The sequence below is a fragment of the Ligilactobacillus salivarius DSM 20555 = ATCC 11741 genome, from assembly GCF_001435955.1.
In the GTDB taxonomy this organism is placed as follows: Bacteria; Bacillota; Bacilli; order Lactobacillales; family Lactobacillaceae; genus Ligilactobacillus; species Ligilactobacillus salivarius.
Genome location: NZ_AYYT01000007.1, coordinates 15,648 through 34,224, shown reverse-complemented (window position 1 = coordinate 34,224; position 18,577 = coordinate 15,648). Strand labels below are relative to the sequence as shown.

At 33.5% G+C, this 18,577-nt stretch carries 18 protein-coding genes and 2 pseudogenes; 6 read left to right on the top strand and 14 right to left on the bottom strand.

Annotated features, from left to right (window positions below):
- From FC55_RS04870 to serC, 6 genes are all read right to left on the bottom strand, one after another.
- Complete coding sequence (locus FC55_RS04870; protein ID WP_003700765.1) at nt 1-606, bottom strand: DUF1700 domain-containing protein; 606 nt, start codon at nt 604-606, stop codon at nt 1-3.
- A gap of 2 nt (nt 607-608) precedes the next feature.
- Nucleotides 609-929 carry a PadR family transcriptional regulator gene (locus FC55_RS04865; RefSeq protein WP_034982287.1) on the bottom strand — a complete coding sequence of 107 codons (321 nt, stop codon included), beginning with the start codon at nt 927-929 and terminating at the stop codon, nt 609-611.
- Nucleotides 930-1,187: 258 nt separating this feature from the next.
- Nucleotides 1,188-1,685, bottom strand: a complete 498-nt coding sequence (locus tag FC55_RS04860) for a hypothetical protein (RefSeq protein ID WP_034982288.1) — start codon at nt 1,683-1,685, stop codon at nt 1,188-1,190.
- 95 nt (nt 1,686-1,780) lie between these two features.
- Nucleotides 1,781-2,377, bottom strand: a complete 597-nt coding sequence (locus FC55_RS04855) for a uracil-DNA glycosylase family protein (protein WP_003700760.1) — start codon at nt 2,375-2,377, stop codon at nt 1,781-1,783.
- Between the two features lies 1 nt (nt 2,378).
- Complete coding sequence (locus tag FC55_RS04850) at nt 2,379-3,563, bottom strand: phosphoglycerate dehydrogenase (protein WP_003700759.1); 1,185 nt, start codon at nt 3,561-3,563, stop codon at nt 2,379-2,381.
- A gap of 7 nt (nt 3,564-3,570) precedes the next feature.
- Entirely contained in the window at nt 3,571-4,662 is a 1,092-nt protein-coding gene (gene serC, locus FC55_RS04845; RefSeq protein ID WP_035150034.1) for a 3-phosphoserine/phosphohydroxythreonine transaminase, read from the bottom strand.
- A gap of 420 nt (nt 4,663-5,082) precedes the next feature.
- Here serC and FC55_RS04840 point away from each other — a divergent pair, with 420 nt between their 5' ends.
- Complete coding sequence (locus FC55_RS04840) at nt 5,083-6,621, top strand: C40 family peptidase (protein WP_035150031.1); 1,539 nt, start codon at nt 5,083-5,085, stop codon at nt 6,619-6,621.
- Nucleotides 6,622-6,721: 100 nt separating this feature from the next.
- Here FC55_RS04840 and FC55_RS04835 read toward each other — a convergent pair.
- The 8 genes and pseudogenes from FC55_RS04835 to FC55_RS04800 form a co-directional block, all read right to left on the bottom strand.
- Nucleotides 6,722-7,207: pseudogene (locus tag FC55_RS04835) on the bottom strand (family 1 glycosylhydrolase); the annotation flags it as partial.
- Nucleotides 7,208-7,212: 5 nt separating this feature from the next.
- Nucleotides 7,213-7,323, bottom strand: a pseudogene (locus FC55_RS04830) (HAD hydrolase family protein); the annotation flags it as partial.
- Nucleotides 7,324-7,615: 292 nt separating this feature from the next.
- Entirely contained in the window at nt 7,616-8,965 is a 1,350-nt protein-coding gene (locus FC55_RS09740) for a DUF805 domain-containing protein (protein WP_081036606.1), read from the bottom strand.
- 295 nt (nt 8,966-9,260) lie between these two features.
- Nucleotides 9,261-9,728 (bottom strand): IS200/IS605 family transposase, encoded by a 468-nt coding sequence (tnpA, locus tag FC55_RS04820; protein ID WP_003700749.1) that lies wholly within the window; start codon nt 9,726-9,728, stop codon nt 9,261-9,263.
- 252 nt (nt 9,729-9,980) lie between these two features.
- A complete protein-coding gene (locus FC55_RS04815; protein WP_003700748.1) occupies nt 9,981-10,370 on the bottom strand; it encodes a DUF956 family protein in 390 nt (129 codons plus the stop codon).
- 21 nt (nt 10,371-10,391) lie between these two features.
- Complete coding sequence (locus FC55_RS04810) at nt 10,392-11,306, bottom strand: PTS system mannose/fructose/sorbose family transporter subunit IID (RefSeq protein ID WP_003700746.1); 915 nt, start codon at nt 11,304-11,306, stop codon at nt 10,392-10,394.
- Between the two features lie 18 nt (nt 11,307-11,324).
- A complete protein-coding gene (locus FC55_RS04805; protein WP_003700745.1) occupies nt 11,325-12,134 on the bottom strand; it encodes a PTS mannose/fructose/sorbose transporter subunit IIC in 810 nt (269 codons plus the stop codon).
- Between the two features lie 18 nt (nt 12,135-12,152).
- Nucleotides 12,153-13,151, bottom strand: coding sequence for a PTS sugar transporter subunit IIB (locus FC55_RS04800; protein ID WP_003700744.1), 999 nt, complete (start codon nt 13,149-13,151; stop codon nt 12,153-12,155).
- Nucleotides 13,152-13,421: 270 nt separating this feature from the next.
- Here FC55_RS04800 and FC55_RS04795 point away from each other — a divergent pair, with 270 nt between their 5' ends.
- The 5 genes from FC55_RS04795 (at nt 13,422) to FC55_RS04775 (ending at nt 18,532) form a co-directional block, all read left to right on the top strand.
- Nucleotides 13,422-14,414, top strand: a complete 993-nt coding sequence (locus FC55_RS04795) for a substrate-binding domain-containing protein (RefSeq protein ID WP_003700743.1) — start codon at nt 13,422-13,424, stop codon at nt 14,412-14,414.
- Nucleotides 14,414-15,712 carry a sensor histidine kinase gene (locus tag FC55_RS04790; protein ID WP_035150024.1) on the top strand — a complete coding sequence of 433 codons (1,299 nt, stop codon included), beginning with the start codon at nt 14,414-14,416 and terminating at the stop codon, nt 15,710-15,712. The genes FC55_RS04795 and FC55_RS04790 overlap by 1 nt, the downstream gene beginning before the upstream one ends.
- Before the next feature lie 14 nt (nt 15,713-15,726).
- Entirely contained in the window at nt 15,727-16,383 is a 657-nt protein-coding gene (locus FC55_RS04785) for a response regulator transcription factor (protein ID WP_003705044.1), read from the top strand.
- A 9-nt stretch (nt 16,384-16,392) separates the two neighbouring features.
- Nucleotides 16,393-17,688: an ABC transporter substrate-binding protein gene (locus FC55_RS04780; RefSeq protein ID WP_003700740.1), complete on the top strand. Its 1,296-nt coding sequence runs from the start codon at nt 16,393-16,395 to the stop codon at nt 17,686-17,688.
- A 157-nt stretch (nt 17,689-17,845) separates the two neighbouring features.
- Nucleotides 17,846-18,532 (top strand): DUF554 domain-containing protein, encoded by a 687-nt coding sequence (locus FC55_RS04775; RefSeq protein ID WP_003700739.1) that lies wholly within the window; start codon nt 17,846-17,848, stop codon nt 18,530-18,532.
- Nucleotides 18,533-18,577: the final 45 nt, after the last annotated feature.

The following is an 18,577-nucleotide window of genomic DNA, read 5'->3' as shown; positions in this document are numbered from 1 at the left end:
CTATCTAACCCCCTTTTTGTTGAAACGTCTGTAAATATATCGAATGAAGTTCGCTACCATTTTTACAACTGTTACTATTATCAAGTAAATTATTGGTAGAATAACCATTAATGCTCCGATACCAATAATTCCTATTCCAAGATAAAATAGTCCCACTCCTAATTTTATAAATAATAGGAATATTCCCACATATAAGCTAGTTAGAGTTATAAAGATAGCTGCTCCAGCTAAGGCAATAATTGTTACTGCTACTGCAAAAGCTACACCAATTGCTGCTACTAAAACTCCTAGTAAGGCTACCCCTATAATTAAAGTTGCTGGTGTTGCAAGTAATGCCAAAATGATTAGCCAAGCAGTCTTGATATTTGTCTTAGGTAAAATGCCACCACTTTCCTTACCATCATCCTTCAATGAATAATCTGCTAGTATTCGTAGACTTAATTGTCTAGGTGTCCCAACTTTTTCTTCAATTTCTGCACGTGTTTGTACCCCTGCATCTTCTAAATATTCTGTGTAGAAATCCTCAATATCTTTGATCTCACTATCATCTAAACGTCTTAAATATTTTTTTAATTCTTGTAGATACTTTGTTATTTCTGAGTTCATTATTATTCCCCCTCTCTATTTTTTTCGAAAATTGAATCCAAACTAACTTTGTAGTCGCTCCACATTTTTTTAACTCTTCCTAAATGTTCTTCACCACTATTTGTTATGCGATAATATCTACGATTTCTCCCTTGATATGATTGATCATATGTTTCTAATAAACCATTATTCTTTAACCTGCGTAATACTGGATAGAGTGTTGATTCTGAAATTGAAATTGCTCTTTGCATATCCTGTGTCAATGAGTATCCATAATAATCTTGCTTATCTAAAAGCGCTAATACTAAACCATCTAGTAAATCAGAACTAACTTGAATTTTCATCATCATCCCTCACTTTCTTTTATATCTTATCTTCAACTATATTATATATCATATAATATTACATTATCAACCATAATATATCTTAAACTCAAAAATTTTTACACTAAAAAAAATCTACCAGAAAATTTCTGATAGATTTATAAGTACTATAAAATATTTTTTGTATTTTAGGTCTTAACCCTATTAATTTAACATTCTTATGAAACCTAGTAAATTCAATAGATATAAGGGCACTTCAATATCAACATACCCTTTAAACTATTCTTTATTTTTTACCAATTTATATTGTGCAACTAATGCTTTAGCATTTCCGCCATGGCCGAATTCTCTGAACTCATTGTCACTTTCATTTTCCCATTCGACATAATCTTCTTGATCTTCCCAGATATTAATCATCAAGAATTCATAGTCTTTTCTCTCATCATGGCCAACAAGTGTAGATTTTAAACCAACTGGACGATTGAATGAATCATCCCATTTATCTAAATGAGCATTAAAAATTTTTTGTTGCTCTGTATCCAAAGTTATATATCTAAATTCAAAATATCCATCCCATTCTTTAAGATTTATCGTGTGATAGATTCGATAATCTAATTGACTATGAAAAATACTTTCTTCGTTTGAAACATCTAATAGTGCAAACTTTTCTGAATCAGTTACAGATTCTAATAGTACCATTTGACGATCTTTATTGTTTTCAATAATTTCTTGTAGTTGTTTTTCAGGTCCAAAAGTTAAATTTAGATTTTTTAGCATAGTATTACTTCCTTCCAACCTTCTATCAAACTCTTTCAATCTAAGTATAACACCAAATTTGATCAAAAAAATAGCCTGACATTTTTGCCAGACTATTATTTATTCTTAATCTCAGATACTAATTTCTGTAAGTCTTTTACTACTTGTTCCTCAAACCATGGATTTTTCTTTAACCAAATTAAATTCCTAGGTGAAGGATGTACCAAAGGAAAGTACTCTGGCAGATACGTTTGATAATCTTTTACAATATCAGTTAATTTAGCACTACTTTTTAGATTCAAATATTTCTTAACAGCGTAGCTACCTACCAAAATAGTTAATTCAATATTTGGCATTAACTTTCTTAACTTTGGATGCCACTTTGCTGCAAAATTCTTTCGTGGTGGCAGATCTCCCCCCTTACCTTTGCCTGGAAAATAAAAATCCATTGGCATAATCGCAAATAAATCTGAATTATAAAATTCATCGCGAGACACATCTAACCATGTCCTCAACCTATCTCCACTCAAATCATTCCAGACCATATGCGTATCTTGAGCTTTTTGTCCAGGTGCTTGACCCACTATTAATATTTTAGCCTTAGGATTAGCGTAATATAGAGGTTCAATCCCCTTTTCAGTGTATTCTTGATTTTGAGGATCTAGCTTTATCTCTTCAAAAACCTTTTGAAATTCATCAGCCGTTTTAATCATCTCATTTCACAATTTTAGGATTATGCAATGCTCGAACTCGAATAACTTCAGGAATTTCTAGTAACTCTTTCTTTAGTTCTTTGAGCTTTTCTTCTGAAATATCCGCAGCATCAATCATTGTATAAGCAATTTTACCACGTGAACGGTTAATCATGTTATCAATATTTATTTCTTCTTTAGCCAAAATAGTAGTAATTCTACCCACCATATTAGGAACATTTTGGTGAATAAGAGTTAGACGCAATGGAGCATCGAATGCCATTTCTACATTTGGCAAGTTAACGGAATTAACAATATCTCCAGTTTCAAGATACTTTCTCAAAGTATTAGCAGCCATCTTAGCTCCATTAACTTCTGCTTCTTCTGTTGTTCCACCTAAATGAGGAGTTACAATTATTTGTTTGTTATTTAAAATTTTCTCAGAACTGAAGTCTGTGATAAATAAACGTAATTTTTTAGCATTAAGTGCCTTGATTACTGCATCTTCATCCACAATTCCCCAGCGTGAATAATTGAGTAATACTGCCGTATCTTTCATCACATTAATCTCATCTTCACCAATGATATTTCTATTTTTATCAGTGTAAGGAATGTGAATAGTAATAAAATCACTTTGTTCTAGCAATTCTTCCAAACTTTCAGCTCTAGGAATATCATTGGAAAGTTGCCATGCTTTTTCAACAGAAATATATGGGTCATATCCAATTACTTTCATCCCCAAATCCATACATGCCTTAGCCACACGTGAACCAATATTACCTAAACCGATTATCCCTATTTTCTTTCCATATAACTCAGTTCCAGCAAAATGATTTTTACCTTTTTCTGTTTGTAAAGAAACATCTGCCCCAGCTAATTTTTGGGCCCATTTTACAGATGCAAAAACTGGTCTAACAGATAGTAATAGCATTGTTATAATAAGTTCCTTAACCGCATTTGCGTTTGAACCTGGAGTATTAAAAACTACAGTTCCCTGTGAAGTTGCTTTCTCTAAAGGAATATTATTTACTCCTGCTCCAGCTCGAGCAATCGCTAAAACACTAGTTCCAAAAGGTGTTTTATGCATATCTTGGCTTCTAATCAACAAAGCATCAGGTTTAGTACTTTTATTCACCGTGTACATATCTGCTGGTAATTCATCTAGTCCTTCTTGTGCAATTACGTTATAAGTTTTTATATCTTTCATAATTATATTATTCCCCTTTATTTTTTAACTCAAATTCCTTCATAAAATCTACCAATACTTTTACACCTTCTAGTTCAAAAGCATTGTATAAACTAGCTCTCATTCCACCTACTAAACGGTGTCCTTTTAAATTCAATAGTCCTGCTGATGTGGCTTCTGCTATAAATTTTTCATCTAACTGCTTATTGCCAGTCACAAAAGGAATATTTGTTAATGAACGATCTTCTCTTTTTACTGGAGAACTAAATAATGTAGAATTATCTAAATATTCATATAGTAATTGTGATTTTTCTTCATTTAGAGCTTGCATCGCTGCTACTCCACCCTGTTCTTTTAACCATTCAAATACTAATCCTGCCATATAAATCGCAAAAACTGGTGGTGTATTCAAAGCTGATTGCTTATCAGCTTGCTTCTTGTAATCTAACATTGAAGGTAAATTGTTTACTTTCCCAATTAAATCACGTTTTACAATCACCACTGTTAGTCCTGCAATACCAATATTCTTTTGAGCACCAGCGTAAATTAATCCAAAATCATCTATATTATATTTTTGTCCTAAAATATTAGACGACATGTCTGCTACAACAGTTTGTCCGGCAAGTCCAGAAGGTAATTTTCGATACATTGTTCCTTCAATTGTATTATTAGTAGTTAAATGAACATAATCATAATTTTTGTTCTCCAATTCAACTTGATGCACTAACTCAGTGTAGTTACTATCTTTAGAACTTGCAACAACATCTACATCAAATTTATGTAATAATTCTGCTTCTTGATACGCTCTTTGAGACCAATGTCCTGTATCTATATATCCGATTCTTCGATAATTATTAGCTAAATTTAGTGGAACTGCCGTAAATTGTAAAGTTGCTCCACCTTGTTGAAATAAAATATCATAATCATCTGGAATTTCCATTAAATATCTCAAATCTTCTTCTGCTTTTTGAAACATTTCTGTGTAAAGCGAAGATCGATGACTTATCTCCATTACACTCATTTGACTACCTTTAAAAGAAGTTAGTTCATCTTGTGCCTTTTTTATAACTTCTTTTGGTAACACAGCTGGACCAGCTGAAAAGTTGTATACTTTCGTCATTTCCTTCACCTTCCAAAATAAAAATTCAGTAACAATATGATATTCATTATTATATAATATAAAAATATTTCTAATAATAATCTAATATTACTACTTTAAAAATTATCGTAATTTCAAATAATTGTCAATTATTTTCTTAATAATATTCGCTACTTCCTGTAATACTTAACTCCTCACTATCATAATTTAACTTTTATGTAACATTTATGTAATTTAAAACTTCAAAAATGAGTTATTTAGAATTAGGGTTCATTGTCCTATCTAGCTATATTCTTATTATTTTATTTAGCACACAATTATTACAAGATTTTACATAAATGTAATATATTTATATAGTTACTTGCAATAAAAAAGGGGTACAATGTAGATGTTAAAATAATTTACTATAATCTTCAGAGATTATATTAAGGAGTGACTTACTTGAAAAAAACAGCACAGAAGTTATTAGTAGGTACAGTCGGTGCTGCAGGAGTACTTCTGGCATCAAGTACTGCCGCTAATGCCGATTCAACTACTACACATAAAGTTAAGCAAAATGAAACAGTTTGGGCCTTATCCAAGAAGTATGGTGTTTCTATTCAATCTATTGAAAAGTTAAACCGTATTAACAGCAATCATTTAATTATTACAGGTCAAACTTTACAAATTCCTTCAAAGGATGGCTCTCAAACTGTAAATAAAAATGATAATAAATCTACTTATACCATCAAGAGTGGTGATACATTATGGAGAATTGCCCAAAATAATCACATTTCTCTTGATGAGTTGTTATCTTTGAACAACTTGAATGCTAGTGACATTATCTATCCTGGACAAGTTATTAAGTTAACTTCAGCTGCTGCTACAAGCACATCAAGTACTCAACAACAAGTACAAGATAAAGCAGCTGTTACTACTCCAGCAACTGATAATCAAAGCAGTCAAGCACAAGCTACTTCTGCTTCCAGCAGTTCACAAGCCGTTTCAACAGCTCAAAGTAGCTCTGCTGCAACAACAGCTACTAGTTCTTCTGTAACTACTCCAGCTGCTTCACAAGCTGCTACTACAAGTTCAAGCAGTTCTGTTGCTCAACAACCTGCTGCTAGCTCTAGTTCTGCAGTTCAACAAAGTTCTTCACAGGTAACTACTCAAAGTAGTTCTGAAGTAAAAGATGACAATGCACAAAAAGTACAATACACAGCTAAAGCTGGTGACTCATTGTACTCTATTGCTCAAAGTTTTGGAGTTTCAATTGATTCTCTTCGTTCAAATAATAATCTTGGTGCCACATTATTACCAGGACAAACATTAACAATTGTTAACCCTACAAAGACACCTAGCCAAGAAGAAAGTTCTTCTTCTAATAGTGTTGCTACAAATAATACTGCAACTACTAGTTCAGCTGCTCAAAGTAGTTCACAACAATCTGTTGCCCAAACAAGTAGCAGTCAACAACAAACTGTAACTACTCCAGCAGCATCAAGTAGTTCTGCTGCTAGCTCCAGTTCTGTTGCTCAAACAAACAATACTCAACAAGCAACTACAACTAATACTGCAGCTACAAACAACAACGCTACAACAGTTAATACTTCTAACGTAACTACAACAACTAATACTGGTTCTGCTTCAGCTAGTGCAATCATTAGTTACGCACAATCATTCATTGGTGTTCCTTACGTTTGGGGTGGATCTACACCATCTGGTTTTGACTGCTCTGGCTTAGTACAATACGTATACGCACACTATGGTGTTAACTTACCTCGTGTAACAACAGCTCAAGAAAATGCTGGTACAGTTATCCCTGTATCTGCTGCTCAACCAGGAGATCTATACTTCTGGGGTGCTAAAGGTTCTTCCTACCACGTTGCAATCGCAACTGGTGGTGGTAGCTTTATCCATGCTCCAGAACCTGGTGAAAGTGTAAAAGTTGGTAGCACTCAATACTTCCAACCATCTTTCGCAGTTCGTGTGCTTCAATAAAATATAATACTTACCAAAAGACTTAGGATTTAAACTCTTAAGTCTTTTTATATAGCAAAGTGGACCGATATGCACTATACATATCAGTCCATTTTTAATTCTAATCTAAATCTGTACCATTTGATTCAATAACTTTTTTGTACCAATAAAATGAGTCTTTCTTTAAACGTTCCAAACTTCCATTTCCTTTGTCATCACGATCTACATAGATAAAACCATATCGCTTTGACATTTGACCTGTTCCAGCCGAAATACAGTCAATGCATCCCCATGTTGTATATCCTCGTAAATCAACTCCATTTTCAACAGCTTTTGCCATTGCTTGAATATGTTGACGTAAGTAGTCAATTCGATAGCTATCGTGAACTTTGCCATCTTCTAACTTATCAACAGCACCCAATCCATTTTCAACTACCATAATTGGCAATTCATAACGATCATACATTAATTCAAGATAGTATTGTAAGCCTGTTGGATCAGCTGCCCAGCCCCATTCTGAGTATTCTAGATATGGATTCTTAGCCCCTGCTGCAAAATTGCCACCAACTTTATCTTTCACTTCATGAGTCGTTACTAAATTAGACATGTTCCCCTGGCTTTTTTAATTGCTTCAACTGCACTTTCTGGAACTTTTCCTTCATAATCTACTAAGGTTCCATCTATATCCAAAAAAATAATTTTTCTCACTTTAATCACTTCCATTCCTCTGATTATCAGTTTAACTTTATCAGATTTAATCTACTTTTCCAACAACCTCATAAAAAAAGAGGATGGAAAAAACTATATTTTCAGATAAATTTTAGAAAATAGTTATATTAAAAACCGCTAGGAATCAACGTTTTTATTAACGTGATTTCTAACAGTTTTTGAATTTTGAGACTTTTTTCCAGCCTCTTAAAATACATCTGTCAGCACTTTAACATACTAAAATAAGGTGCTAACCCACTTTGAGCTAGCACCTTATTGCTCTATTTCTTTAATTCGTCTGAATTTTCTAATTTTGCAAATCTATTGCTTCTGCTTGAATTGCAGGAATACTTTGCCCACTGTAAGGATCCGTTACATGCTTACCTAAAATAAGTCCCGTACTTGATACAGATAACTTGGAGCCGTTAGATAATTTATCTAATGTTGTTAATGACATTGCTGAAGCTGGTACCCCAACTAATAAAAGTTTATTTGTATCACCATCAACAGCAACTGTAATTATGCTGGTATTATTGCCACTATCTTCAACGTTAACAACTACGTCATTAGTTAATGAAATTCTTTTGTAGAAATATTTAGTTATGTTTTGTGAAAATGCATCATAATTGTTTATAATTTTTATTTTAGAGCCTTTTAGCCCATATAAGGCTTGATCAGGACTAATATTAGGCTTAGCTGATACTGGTTTATTTAAAATATCTTGTGTAACTTTTATTTTATGTATTTTAGTATGCTTCATACTTTTAAGTACATTATCATCTACGAATTCGCCAGGTGTACTATCAGTATTTTTATTTGTAGCAACAATATAGTACTTATATTGTTTATTTGCATGAATTTTATCACCTATAGGACTTTTCTCAATTTCAGCGCTAAATTCTCCATTTTTTACTCTGGAATACTTGTATGTCTCAGCGTTAGGTATACTAGCATCATTTAAACTTCCACCTGTAGCAACTGCTATAATTTTAGAATTATTAGGCGCTTTAGTAGTCCCTTGTATAACGAAGTTATTATCATCATTAGCTTTTATATCTTTTATTTTTACTGTGTAGAACCCTTTGACACCTATCTTTTTCTCATCGTTGTTCTTATTGGTTTCATGCTTTGAACTAGCACTATGTTTACTTACAGCAGAAGAGTTGGTACTCTGTTGTTTGTTATCATTAGTACCTGTTGCACCAATAATACCAAATAACAAAGCAAATGCTAATAAAGACCCAACAAACAGCTTGTTCGATTGTGTAAGAAACTTGCCAAAGTTAGATTGCACATCGTTTGCATACTTATTGTTTTCTTTCTTAGTAGGTTTTAATGTAAAAAACAAAAGTATTACTAGCCCTACGCAATAAGGAATAAAAGATAGGAAAGTAAACCATCCACTATATCCAACATCCCTAAGTCTTCTCGCTGTTGCTGACAAATATGCAAGCAATAAAATTAAAAGCACACCCAAAATAATAACATTTATAAACCAAATGTCTGGGAGAATAGCCAATGCCAAAAAGTCAAGAACTAATATTATAGCTAGTCCCAACATTCCCCACCAATAGTTAGGTCTACTCATTCTTTTCCCATATCTATAGATATCTTTGAACATTATAATGGTAGAGTCACCTAAATTAGCCTTTCTCATATACTCTCCTCCATTTTTGAAATATACCACAGAATTATATCTTAATTTTTTAGCGGGGGGGAGCAGTATGTTAGATAATTAATTAGAGTTTTAAGTATATTTAATATTTTCTTAATAAAAAATTAAAAGAGGATGGGAAAAAACTCTGTCCTAAATCATAACCACCCGTAAAACGGGTGGTTTGCTCCACGGCTATAAGCCGTTAAGAACAGCCAGCGTCTCAAGGCGCTGGCTTTCTCTTCTTTCAAGCCAAATTGCTATGATTTCTTTGCCACCACTTTAAGTGGTATTAGTATCACTTTAACTTATTACCCTTAAAAGTGTCTGAATATTCTTTAGTTGTCAATTTATCTATCGATAAATCATGTTTTTTTTGATCTCTTATATATTTTCGAATTGTTTGTTCATTCAATCCTACTGTACTAACATAATACCCTTCAGACCAAAAATGTCTATTTCCAAATTTGTACTTTAAATTCGCATGTCTATCAAACATCATCAATGCACTTTTCCCCTTTAAGTATCCCATAAAACTTGATACACTCTGCTTTGGGGGAATACTTACTAAAAGATGTACATGATCTGGCATCATATGTCTTTCTATAATTTTTACTCCTTTATATTGACATAATAACTTTATAATCTCTATTAAATCTTTTCGGTATTGATAATATATTATTTTACGTCTATACTTTGGAGTGAATACGATATGGTATTTACATAACCATTTTGTATGGGCTAAACTATTTAGTTTATTAGCCATTTCAAATTATCTCTTTTCTTTTTTATTTTTTGGCCTGAACAACTTAATCTTAAAACCAAAAGAGTAATTTATATATAATACTTCATTTTCCACTCGCATAGCGAGCGGTTTTTTGTTTCGTACGTTTTAGCGTACTCAACCAGGTCTAAAGACATAATAAAAATTCGACTCCAAATTTTGAATAATTCAAAATTTTGGAGTCGAATTATTTTTAGAAGCTGAAAATCATTAGTTTTTCCCAACCTCACATTATTAAGCTTTTTTCTTTAAAATCATTTTACCCAAATTCTTAAATCTATTCTTGAGAATGAATCCCATACTTGGTGCCTTACGTAAACTTTCACGTGGAATTCTAGCCTTAATAGCTCTCAAAGTTTGACGGCTATTTCTAGCTGAGAATCTAAACTTACCGTTTCTTTTTGTTCGAATTTCAAAACGTGGAATGTACTTTCCACCGAAATATACATCTGCGACTACATAGGTTATTTCATCCCATGGAATTTGGATATAATCTTGTAACTTTGTTTCGTTGTAGAATTCAAAGGCATTGTCACCAACCATGATATTCCCGTAAAAAGGACCATTACGATACCATGTACCTTTGCAAGACATATCCATTTTTGTGTTTAGTGACTTAACCATTTAAATCTCAACCTTTCTTTTTTATAGTAAACCAATTACGTGGAATACAATAGCTAATACGAAGATTCCAAGAATAATAACGATTGGTGAAACTTTATGCTTCAAAAGATACATACATAAGAATGTTAGACCTAGAGCAGCCAAACCTGGAACTAATTGATCTAAGTTATCTTGTAAAGTTGTAACTTTTGTTTCACTCAATGAACGACCAGCTGCATATTGTGTAAATGCTTCTTTCAAACCTTTTGCGCCTGCTGGAAGTTTTTCCCAGTCAATGTAAGCACCTTTTTGTTGTTTAACAGTAGAAACAACTGGAGTAAATGTGATAGATACCCAACGTTGAATCAAGGAACCGATAACGAACATACCCATCATGGAAGCTCCACGAGTTACCTTTTGTAATAAACCACCAGATAAGTCATCAGTGATAGCAGTACCAGCACGATAACCAAATTCTTGTGTATACCACTTAACAGCAGCTGCCATGATATTCCATAGAATGAAGAATACAAATGGACCAGCAACGTTACCAGATACAGCAAGACTTGCACCTAATGATAACATAATTGGACGTAATGTGAACCAAAATAGTGGGTCACCAGCACCAGCTAAAGGTCCCATCATACCAATTTTAACACCAGAGATAGCAGCATCATCAACGTTTGCGCCGTTAGCACGTTCTTCTTCTAAGGCAAGTGTTACACCAAAAATAGGATTTGCCATAAAAGGATGTGTGTTAAAGAATTCTAAGTGACGCTTCAAAGCAGCTGCACGATCAGCTTTACTTGAATAAAGTTTCTTAATTGCAGGGATTAAAGTATAAGCAACCCCACCATTTTGCATACGTTCATAGTTAAAGGAACTTAATAGAAAGTAAGAACGCAAGAACATTTTAAAACGATCAGCTTTTGTTAATTTAATTTTCTTTTCTTCCATTGTTTTTCCCCTCCTAAGTTAGATGTCTTCCAAAATATCTCCAAGTGGATCATCTGAATCGCCAGAGCCATTTGATGAGCCATTTGAGCTACCACCACTACCTTCAAGAGCAAGGAATAATATGGCTAAACATACACCGATGATACCTAAACTGATCAAAGTTAGTTGCTTAATAGCAGCAAGAGCAAAACCTAGGAAGAAGAATGGCCATACTTCACGACTGGACATCATATTGATAACCATGGCATAACCTACGGCAACAACCATACCACCACCGATTGTCATACCAGCTGTTAACCATTCTGGCATTGCTTCCAATCCTTGGCGTACAAGACTTACAGGGATTAACATCAAAAGTAAAGCAGGAATAGCAACACGTAGACCTTGTAAAGTCATACCGATAAAATGCCATGCTTGAATACCATTGATATCAGCTTTTTCAGCACGTTTATCCATAATGTGTGCGATAAATACTGTTGCTGTTCTAACAATCATAGTCAAACCTAAACCAGCTACAGCCAAAGGAACAGCCAAAGCGATAGCAGGTCCAATACCTTGTGCACCTTGGTTACCTTCAATAAGAATAATTGCAGAAGCTACACCGGCCAAAGCTGCGTCAGGAGCCATAGCAGCACCAACGTTAGCCCAACCCATTGTGATTAATTGCAAACTACCACCTAGCATAACGCCAAGTTCTAGTTGACCTGTAACAAGTCCGATTAAAGAACAAGCTACAACTGGTTGATAAGTTTCGATTTGGTCGTTAACAGAACTACATCCTACGATAAAGGCTACGATAACGACTAAAATAATTTGAATCGTACTCATTTCATTAAACCTCCAAAATTAATTTTTCTCAGCTAATTTCTTTTCAGCTAATTTAATTAAATCATCGATATTTGCAGGACTATCAGCTGGAACCCCACGAACATCAAATTTTACACCCATACTTTGTAATTCTTTAATTGAATCAACGTCTGTTTGATCAAATGATAAAGCCTTTGTTACGTTAACTTTACCTTCTTTATAAGCAGAAGAACCAAGGTTAATCTCTTTTACTTCTACCCCTGCCTTAACAGCTGCTAAAGCATCTTCAACTGATTCAAACAAGAGCATCGCACGAGTATCACCGAATCTAGGATCATTATTAGCCTTTGCCATATTCTTGATAGGTGCTACACTTACGCGAACCCCATTAGGTGCAGCTTGTTTAATCATGCTAGTTCTCAACTTGTCATGACAAACTGTATCTGAAACAACAATAATTCGATTTGGTTGAGTAGTATGTGTCCAACCTGTAGCAACTTGTCCGTGAAGTAAACGTGTATCTACACGAGCAAGAACATACTTGATATGTCCATCGCCTAAAACAGTACCTTCAGGGATTGTCTTCTTTTTACCACTTGTCTTAACTGCTTTAGTATCAGCTTCTTTTTTAACTGGCATTGCATCTTCTGGGAATGTCTTAATACCGTCATTACCAGTTGGAACAATTGCTCTAGCGATTTCTCTAGCAGATTCTACTGAGAAACGTTGTGTTAATGCTTCAATTACCATTGGAAGATTCATTCCCGCAACAATTGTCCACTTATCTTCATGTTCTTTAACTAAACTTGAAGCTTGGTTAAAAGGTGTTCCACCCCATAAATCTACTAAAAACAAAACTTCATCTTGATTATCAAGACTTGCAACAGCTTCTTGCATCTTCTTTTTAACGTCTTCTGGGCCTTCATCAGGTTTTAAGATACAACTCTTAAAATTTTCTTGAGGTCCAAAGATCATTTCAGCAGATTGATGAATACCATCTGCAAAACCACCATGACTAGCAAGAATAACTCCTACCATAAGTACTCCTCCTTACAGATATGTTATCAGTTCTAATAATATGTAAATAATAATTTCTATGCGTAATACTGATAAATAATTATTACTTCGTAAGTGTAAACGATTTCTAAAATCTCAACAAGTGACCTCAATCACAATATCATTTCTCTTAAATATGATAAAAGACACAAAAATTTATGATTTAACGTACTCTCCTATGACATTTATCACATTCATAGCTATGTTAAAAATGATATAATCAAGATATAAAACGCTTTTAGGAGAATTATTGTGAAGTATAAATTAACAAAGTTCATAAAAAAGAAAGCTTTCGTTCGCTTAATCTCAATCGCTATTTTTTTATTAGGTATCATACTTGTTGTTTGGATTAGCTCGTTTTACATGCCTTTTGTGAAACAGCCAGTAAAGATTGGCTCAACCTACATGACCCTCAACAATAGCTTTTATAAAACTATTAATGAGGAAGTCAAAAAACAAGTTAGTCAAAATGGTGACATCTTATATACTCGTGATCCAGGATTAAGCGTTTCTAAACAATGCCAACAAATTTATGACTTTATTGACAAAAAAGTAGACGTCATCTTAATCAACCCTGTGAATGGTGAAAGCAAACAAATCCAACATGCTTTAAAAATTGCCCATGATAAAGGTATAAAAATTGTCGTTGTAGACAGTCAGTTGAGTAATTCTTCTTTTGTTAATGCCAATGTTGTTTCTGATAATTTTAAAGCTGGCGTATTAGATGCGAAATATATGATGAAAAGTTCTCCTCAAGCTAAAATCTTAGTTCTTCGTCATTGGAATGCTTTGTCTGTGAAAGAACGATATCGAGGCTTTGTTAGCGAAATTAAAGATAATCCTAACTATCAGATTACAGAAAATCTTGAAACTCTAGGTCAGACTGACGTGGCTTTAAAAAATGTACAAGAACTGCTAAAAGTCAATCCTGATAAATTTGATATTATTATGGCAATGGATGATCAAAGTGCCGTTGGGGCATTAGCTGCTATGGACGCCCTAAATCTTCACAATAAAATTATGGTATATGGAATCGATGGCTCAACTAATATGAAGCATCTACTACTAAGTAATCCTAATGCACAGGCAACAGTAGCCCAATCTCCTATTAAATTAGGCCAAAAATCGATCCAAGTCTGCTATAAGCTCGTCAAAGGAAAAAAAGTTCCCAAAGATGTTGTTGTACCAGTCTTCTTGCTGACAAAGAAAAATATCAATGATTATGATGTATCGGGGTGGCAATGATGAATAGATTAACCAAAGCGACCTATGTGTATTGGTTGTTAGTAATGATTAATTTTGTTTCGGTAATGTTTAATGTGTCCTTATATTTACTAATTACTAGTTACATTTCAAAAAAGAATCTTAGCTTGTATCTCTTACAACAATTACAGGTCATACCTGGTAATTTTAGATTACTTTTTTGGGTAGTATTTGTACTTTTTGGATGCTTAGTTACTGTCATCTATTTACGCCGAACCTCAACCAATAAAAAGACGAATAAATTACTCTGGCTAGAATTATTACTAATAGTATTAATTTTTTGGCTAACTAAGGCAACTTATGGTGGTTTAGTCTTCTTAGCCTTTGCTGATATCTTTTTTTCAACTGATGATTTCCACACCATTAGTAATAAATTTTATTGGCTGATTTTCATTATCGTTGCTTCGGTATGCTTACTAGTATCAAATAGTAATTTTTTGGCAACTTTAATTTCCTTACCATCATTAGAAATTTACATTAGCTTTTTACCGAGTCATGTGGCAACTCTGTTATCTCTAATGCGTCTATTTCTTTTTATTATTAGTATCGTTATTTTTACTTTAGCCTTATTTACACATGTCGTTTATATAACAAATGAGAAACGCAATATCGAAGAAGAGCTTAGAATGGCCGATCACGCTAATGTCGAACTTCAGCACTATATTAGTGTTGCCGAAGAGAATGCCGAATTGCGTGAACGTAAACGTATTTCCCGGGAAATACACGACACTCTAGGCCATGCTTTAACCGGAATTTCAGCTGGTATTGATGCTGTCTTAGTGCTAATTGATATGGATAAAGATAGTGCCAAGGAGCAATTAAGGAATTTATCTGAGGTAGTACGTCAAGGTATTGTAGATGTACGTAAGTCATTAAATAAAATGCGTCCCGGAGCTTTAGAAAAATTATCCTTATACGATTCGATCGTTGATATGATTAGTCGTTATGATAATATTCCAACTTTAACAATTGATCTGGATTTTCAATGGCAAGGCGTTGATTTGGAAAAGACTACTGAGAATGTCGTCTTTAGAATTATCGAAGAATCCATTACTAATTCTATTAGACATGGTCATGCTGAAAAGATTTGGATAAGAATGACTAAAGATGATAAATACTACTATATTGAAATTCACGATAACGGTAAAGGTAGTCCAACTATCAAGCCTGGATTTGGTCTAACTCAGATGCAAGAAAGACTTGCTATTATTGGTGGCACTGTAACCTACCAAGGGGATCACGGATTTACTACAAAAATAAAATTCATTATTAAAAACTAGGGGGAAATATGTTTATGATAAAAGTACTAATAGCTGATGATCAAAAGTTAATCAGGGAATCACTGAAAATTGTTTTAGATACCTATCAAGATATTCAAGTAATTGATACAGTTGGCGATGGTAAACAAGTCTTAGAAAGTATTGAAGAACAAGAACCAGATGTTATCTTAATGGATATTCGTATGCCTAATATGGATGGGACTGTAAGTACAAAATTGGTTAAACAATCCTATCCTCACATAAAAATTATTATTCTAACAACTTTTGATGATGATGATTTCATTTTTAGCGCACTCAAATATGGAGCATCTGGCTACATCCTAAAAGGTGTCTCTCCTACTGAATTACATGATGCTATCACCACAGTTTACAATGGTGGCTCCATGATTAATCCTAATATTGCTGCTAAAGTTGTAAAGCTGTTCTCTAAAATGGCTCAAAGTGATTTTGAAATTGATGTAGATAAAGAAGGAGCTGCTTTAATTACCGATGCTGAATGGCGTGTAATTTATCAAGTTGGACGTGGTTTATCTAATAAAGAAATCTCCCAAGAACTCTTTTTATCTGAAGGTACTGTCCGTAATCACTTATCACACATTCTCTCCAAGTTAAATTTACGCGATCGTACTCAATTGGCAATTTGGGCTGTTCAAAATGCTCCACGTAAGTAGGTAAATGTCATGAAAAGAAGATATATTATTCTATCGGTAGTATTAATCGTTCTAGTAACAATAAGTGGGATTTTTATTTATCAGAAGAAACAAAAAGTCATTACTATCGGCATTTACAGTGATAGTAGTTGGGATGTTCCTAATGATAATGAATACAAATTCATTGATTATGTCGTGAAAAAATTCGAGAAAGAAAACCCAAATGTTAAAGTTAGGTATGAAAGTGGAATTAATAAGAATGATTACTTAGAATGGTTGTCGCAAAAGATTGTTGATAATAAAGCACCAGATGTTTTTATCGTTCCTTCTGAGCAATTTGGCTTTTTATCTTCTCTAGGAACTATGCGAAATTTAAATTATTTCATGGATTTATCTGGATTAAACACCGACGACTATTACCCTACTAATTTAAAAGCTGGAATGTCCGCAGGTAAACAATACGCACTCCCACTTGAAAGTAATCCGATGATGATGTGCGTTAATACTGATTTACTCAAAAAAGAACACATTACTATTCCAAAATCAGGATGGACACTAAATGACTTCTATCGAATTTGTCGTCAAGTTACAAAAGATACTAATCATGATGGTGTAGTGGATCAATTTGGTTATGCAGATTATTCTTGGAAAGATGCAGCCCAAGCCTATAATGCCAAATTATTCAATAGTCAAGGTACAGCTAGCTATTTTAATTCAGATAAAGTACGCCAAGCTTTAACCATGATGGAAAAATTATATAATTTACAAAAAGATTATAAGGTAACCGCAGATGACTTTGATAAGGGAAAAGTTGCTTTTCTTCCTATGACGCTAGCTCAATATCGCACTTATGAATCATACCCTTATCGCGTTTCGCGCTACTCATCATTTTCTTGGACGTGCATTAGAATGCCTGGAGCTACTCCAGATATTAACTCAACCTATGTGAATACTTCCATGGTGGCAATGTCTTCTCAAAGTACACATCCACTTTTATCATGGAAACTTGTTAAATTTTTGTCTAATAATAGCGATGTTCAACAGAAACTCTTTACCTACTCTCAAGGAGCTTCGGTTCTTAAAAGTGTTATGAAAAGTAAAGATATTACCGAGAATTTACAGAAGGAAAATAATGCTGACAATGCTTTAACCGAAGAAAAATTCGCAAGTATTATGGCAAAGTCACAAAAATATCCTGAATTCAAAAATTATAATAATGTCATGCAGACAGCTGATTATTTAATTAATAATGCCCTTGAAAATGGTAACGTTGAAGTACAACTATCAAATATTCAAAATCAGATCCAAGAAGAATTAGCGAAATAACTAAAAATGCTATTTTTAAGATAGGACCAATTTTCTAATTTATACAAATAACCGTTTACATTGCATAAATTAGAAAATTGGTCCTATATCTATATCGTTCTTTTTTACTTTTTATGATATTTTAGTCTTATACACTAAAATTAAGGAGGCATTTTTTATGATTGGAACATTCTTCAACGTCAGTACAATTCTAATTGGAAGTTTACTTGGAAATTACTTCAAGAAAAGCTTTGCTGATAAATATCAAGAAATTCTGATGCAAGCGATGGGATTAGCCGCTACTTGCTTAGGAATGCAGGCTGTCTTGCAAAATCTCCCTAAAAGTAAACTTCCTATCTTGTTTATTTTAAGTTTGGCAATTGGTGGCGTATTAGGTGTTAAATTTGACCTAGCTACTCGTTTTTCTAATTCCGTTAAAAAATTCAGTAATTCTAAATCATCTGAAGGATTGTCAACTGCTATCTTACTATATTGTATGGGTACTTTATCCATTTTAGGCTCTGTTGAAGCTGCTTTACACCACAATTATACTTATCTTTTTACAAATGGTATTCTTGATGGCATTACTTCTATCATTCTAGCTTCAACTTTTGGATTAATCATTATGTTGGCTGCACTTGTCTTATTCTTCTGGCAAGGTAGCTTTTATCTAATAGCATTCTTGTTACAAAGTAACGTCAATCCTGACTTTTTACATGAATTGTCAATTGTTGGCGGTGTTCTAATTCTAGCCTCTGGTCTTAGTATTCTTGGAATTAAGAAGTTTGAAACTATGAATTTATTACCATCGCTACTTGTCTCTGGTATTCTCTTCTTTATTCTTCATTACATCGGCATAATTTAAAAAAGTTAAATCTGACCCTTGAAATCAAATGATCAGATTTAACTT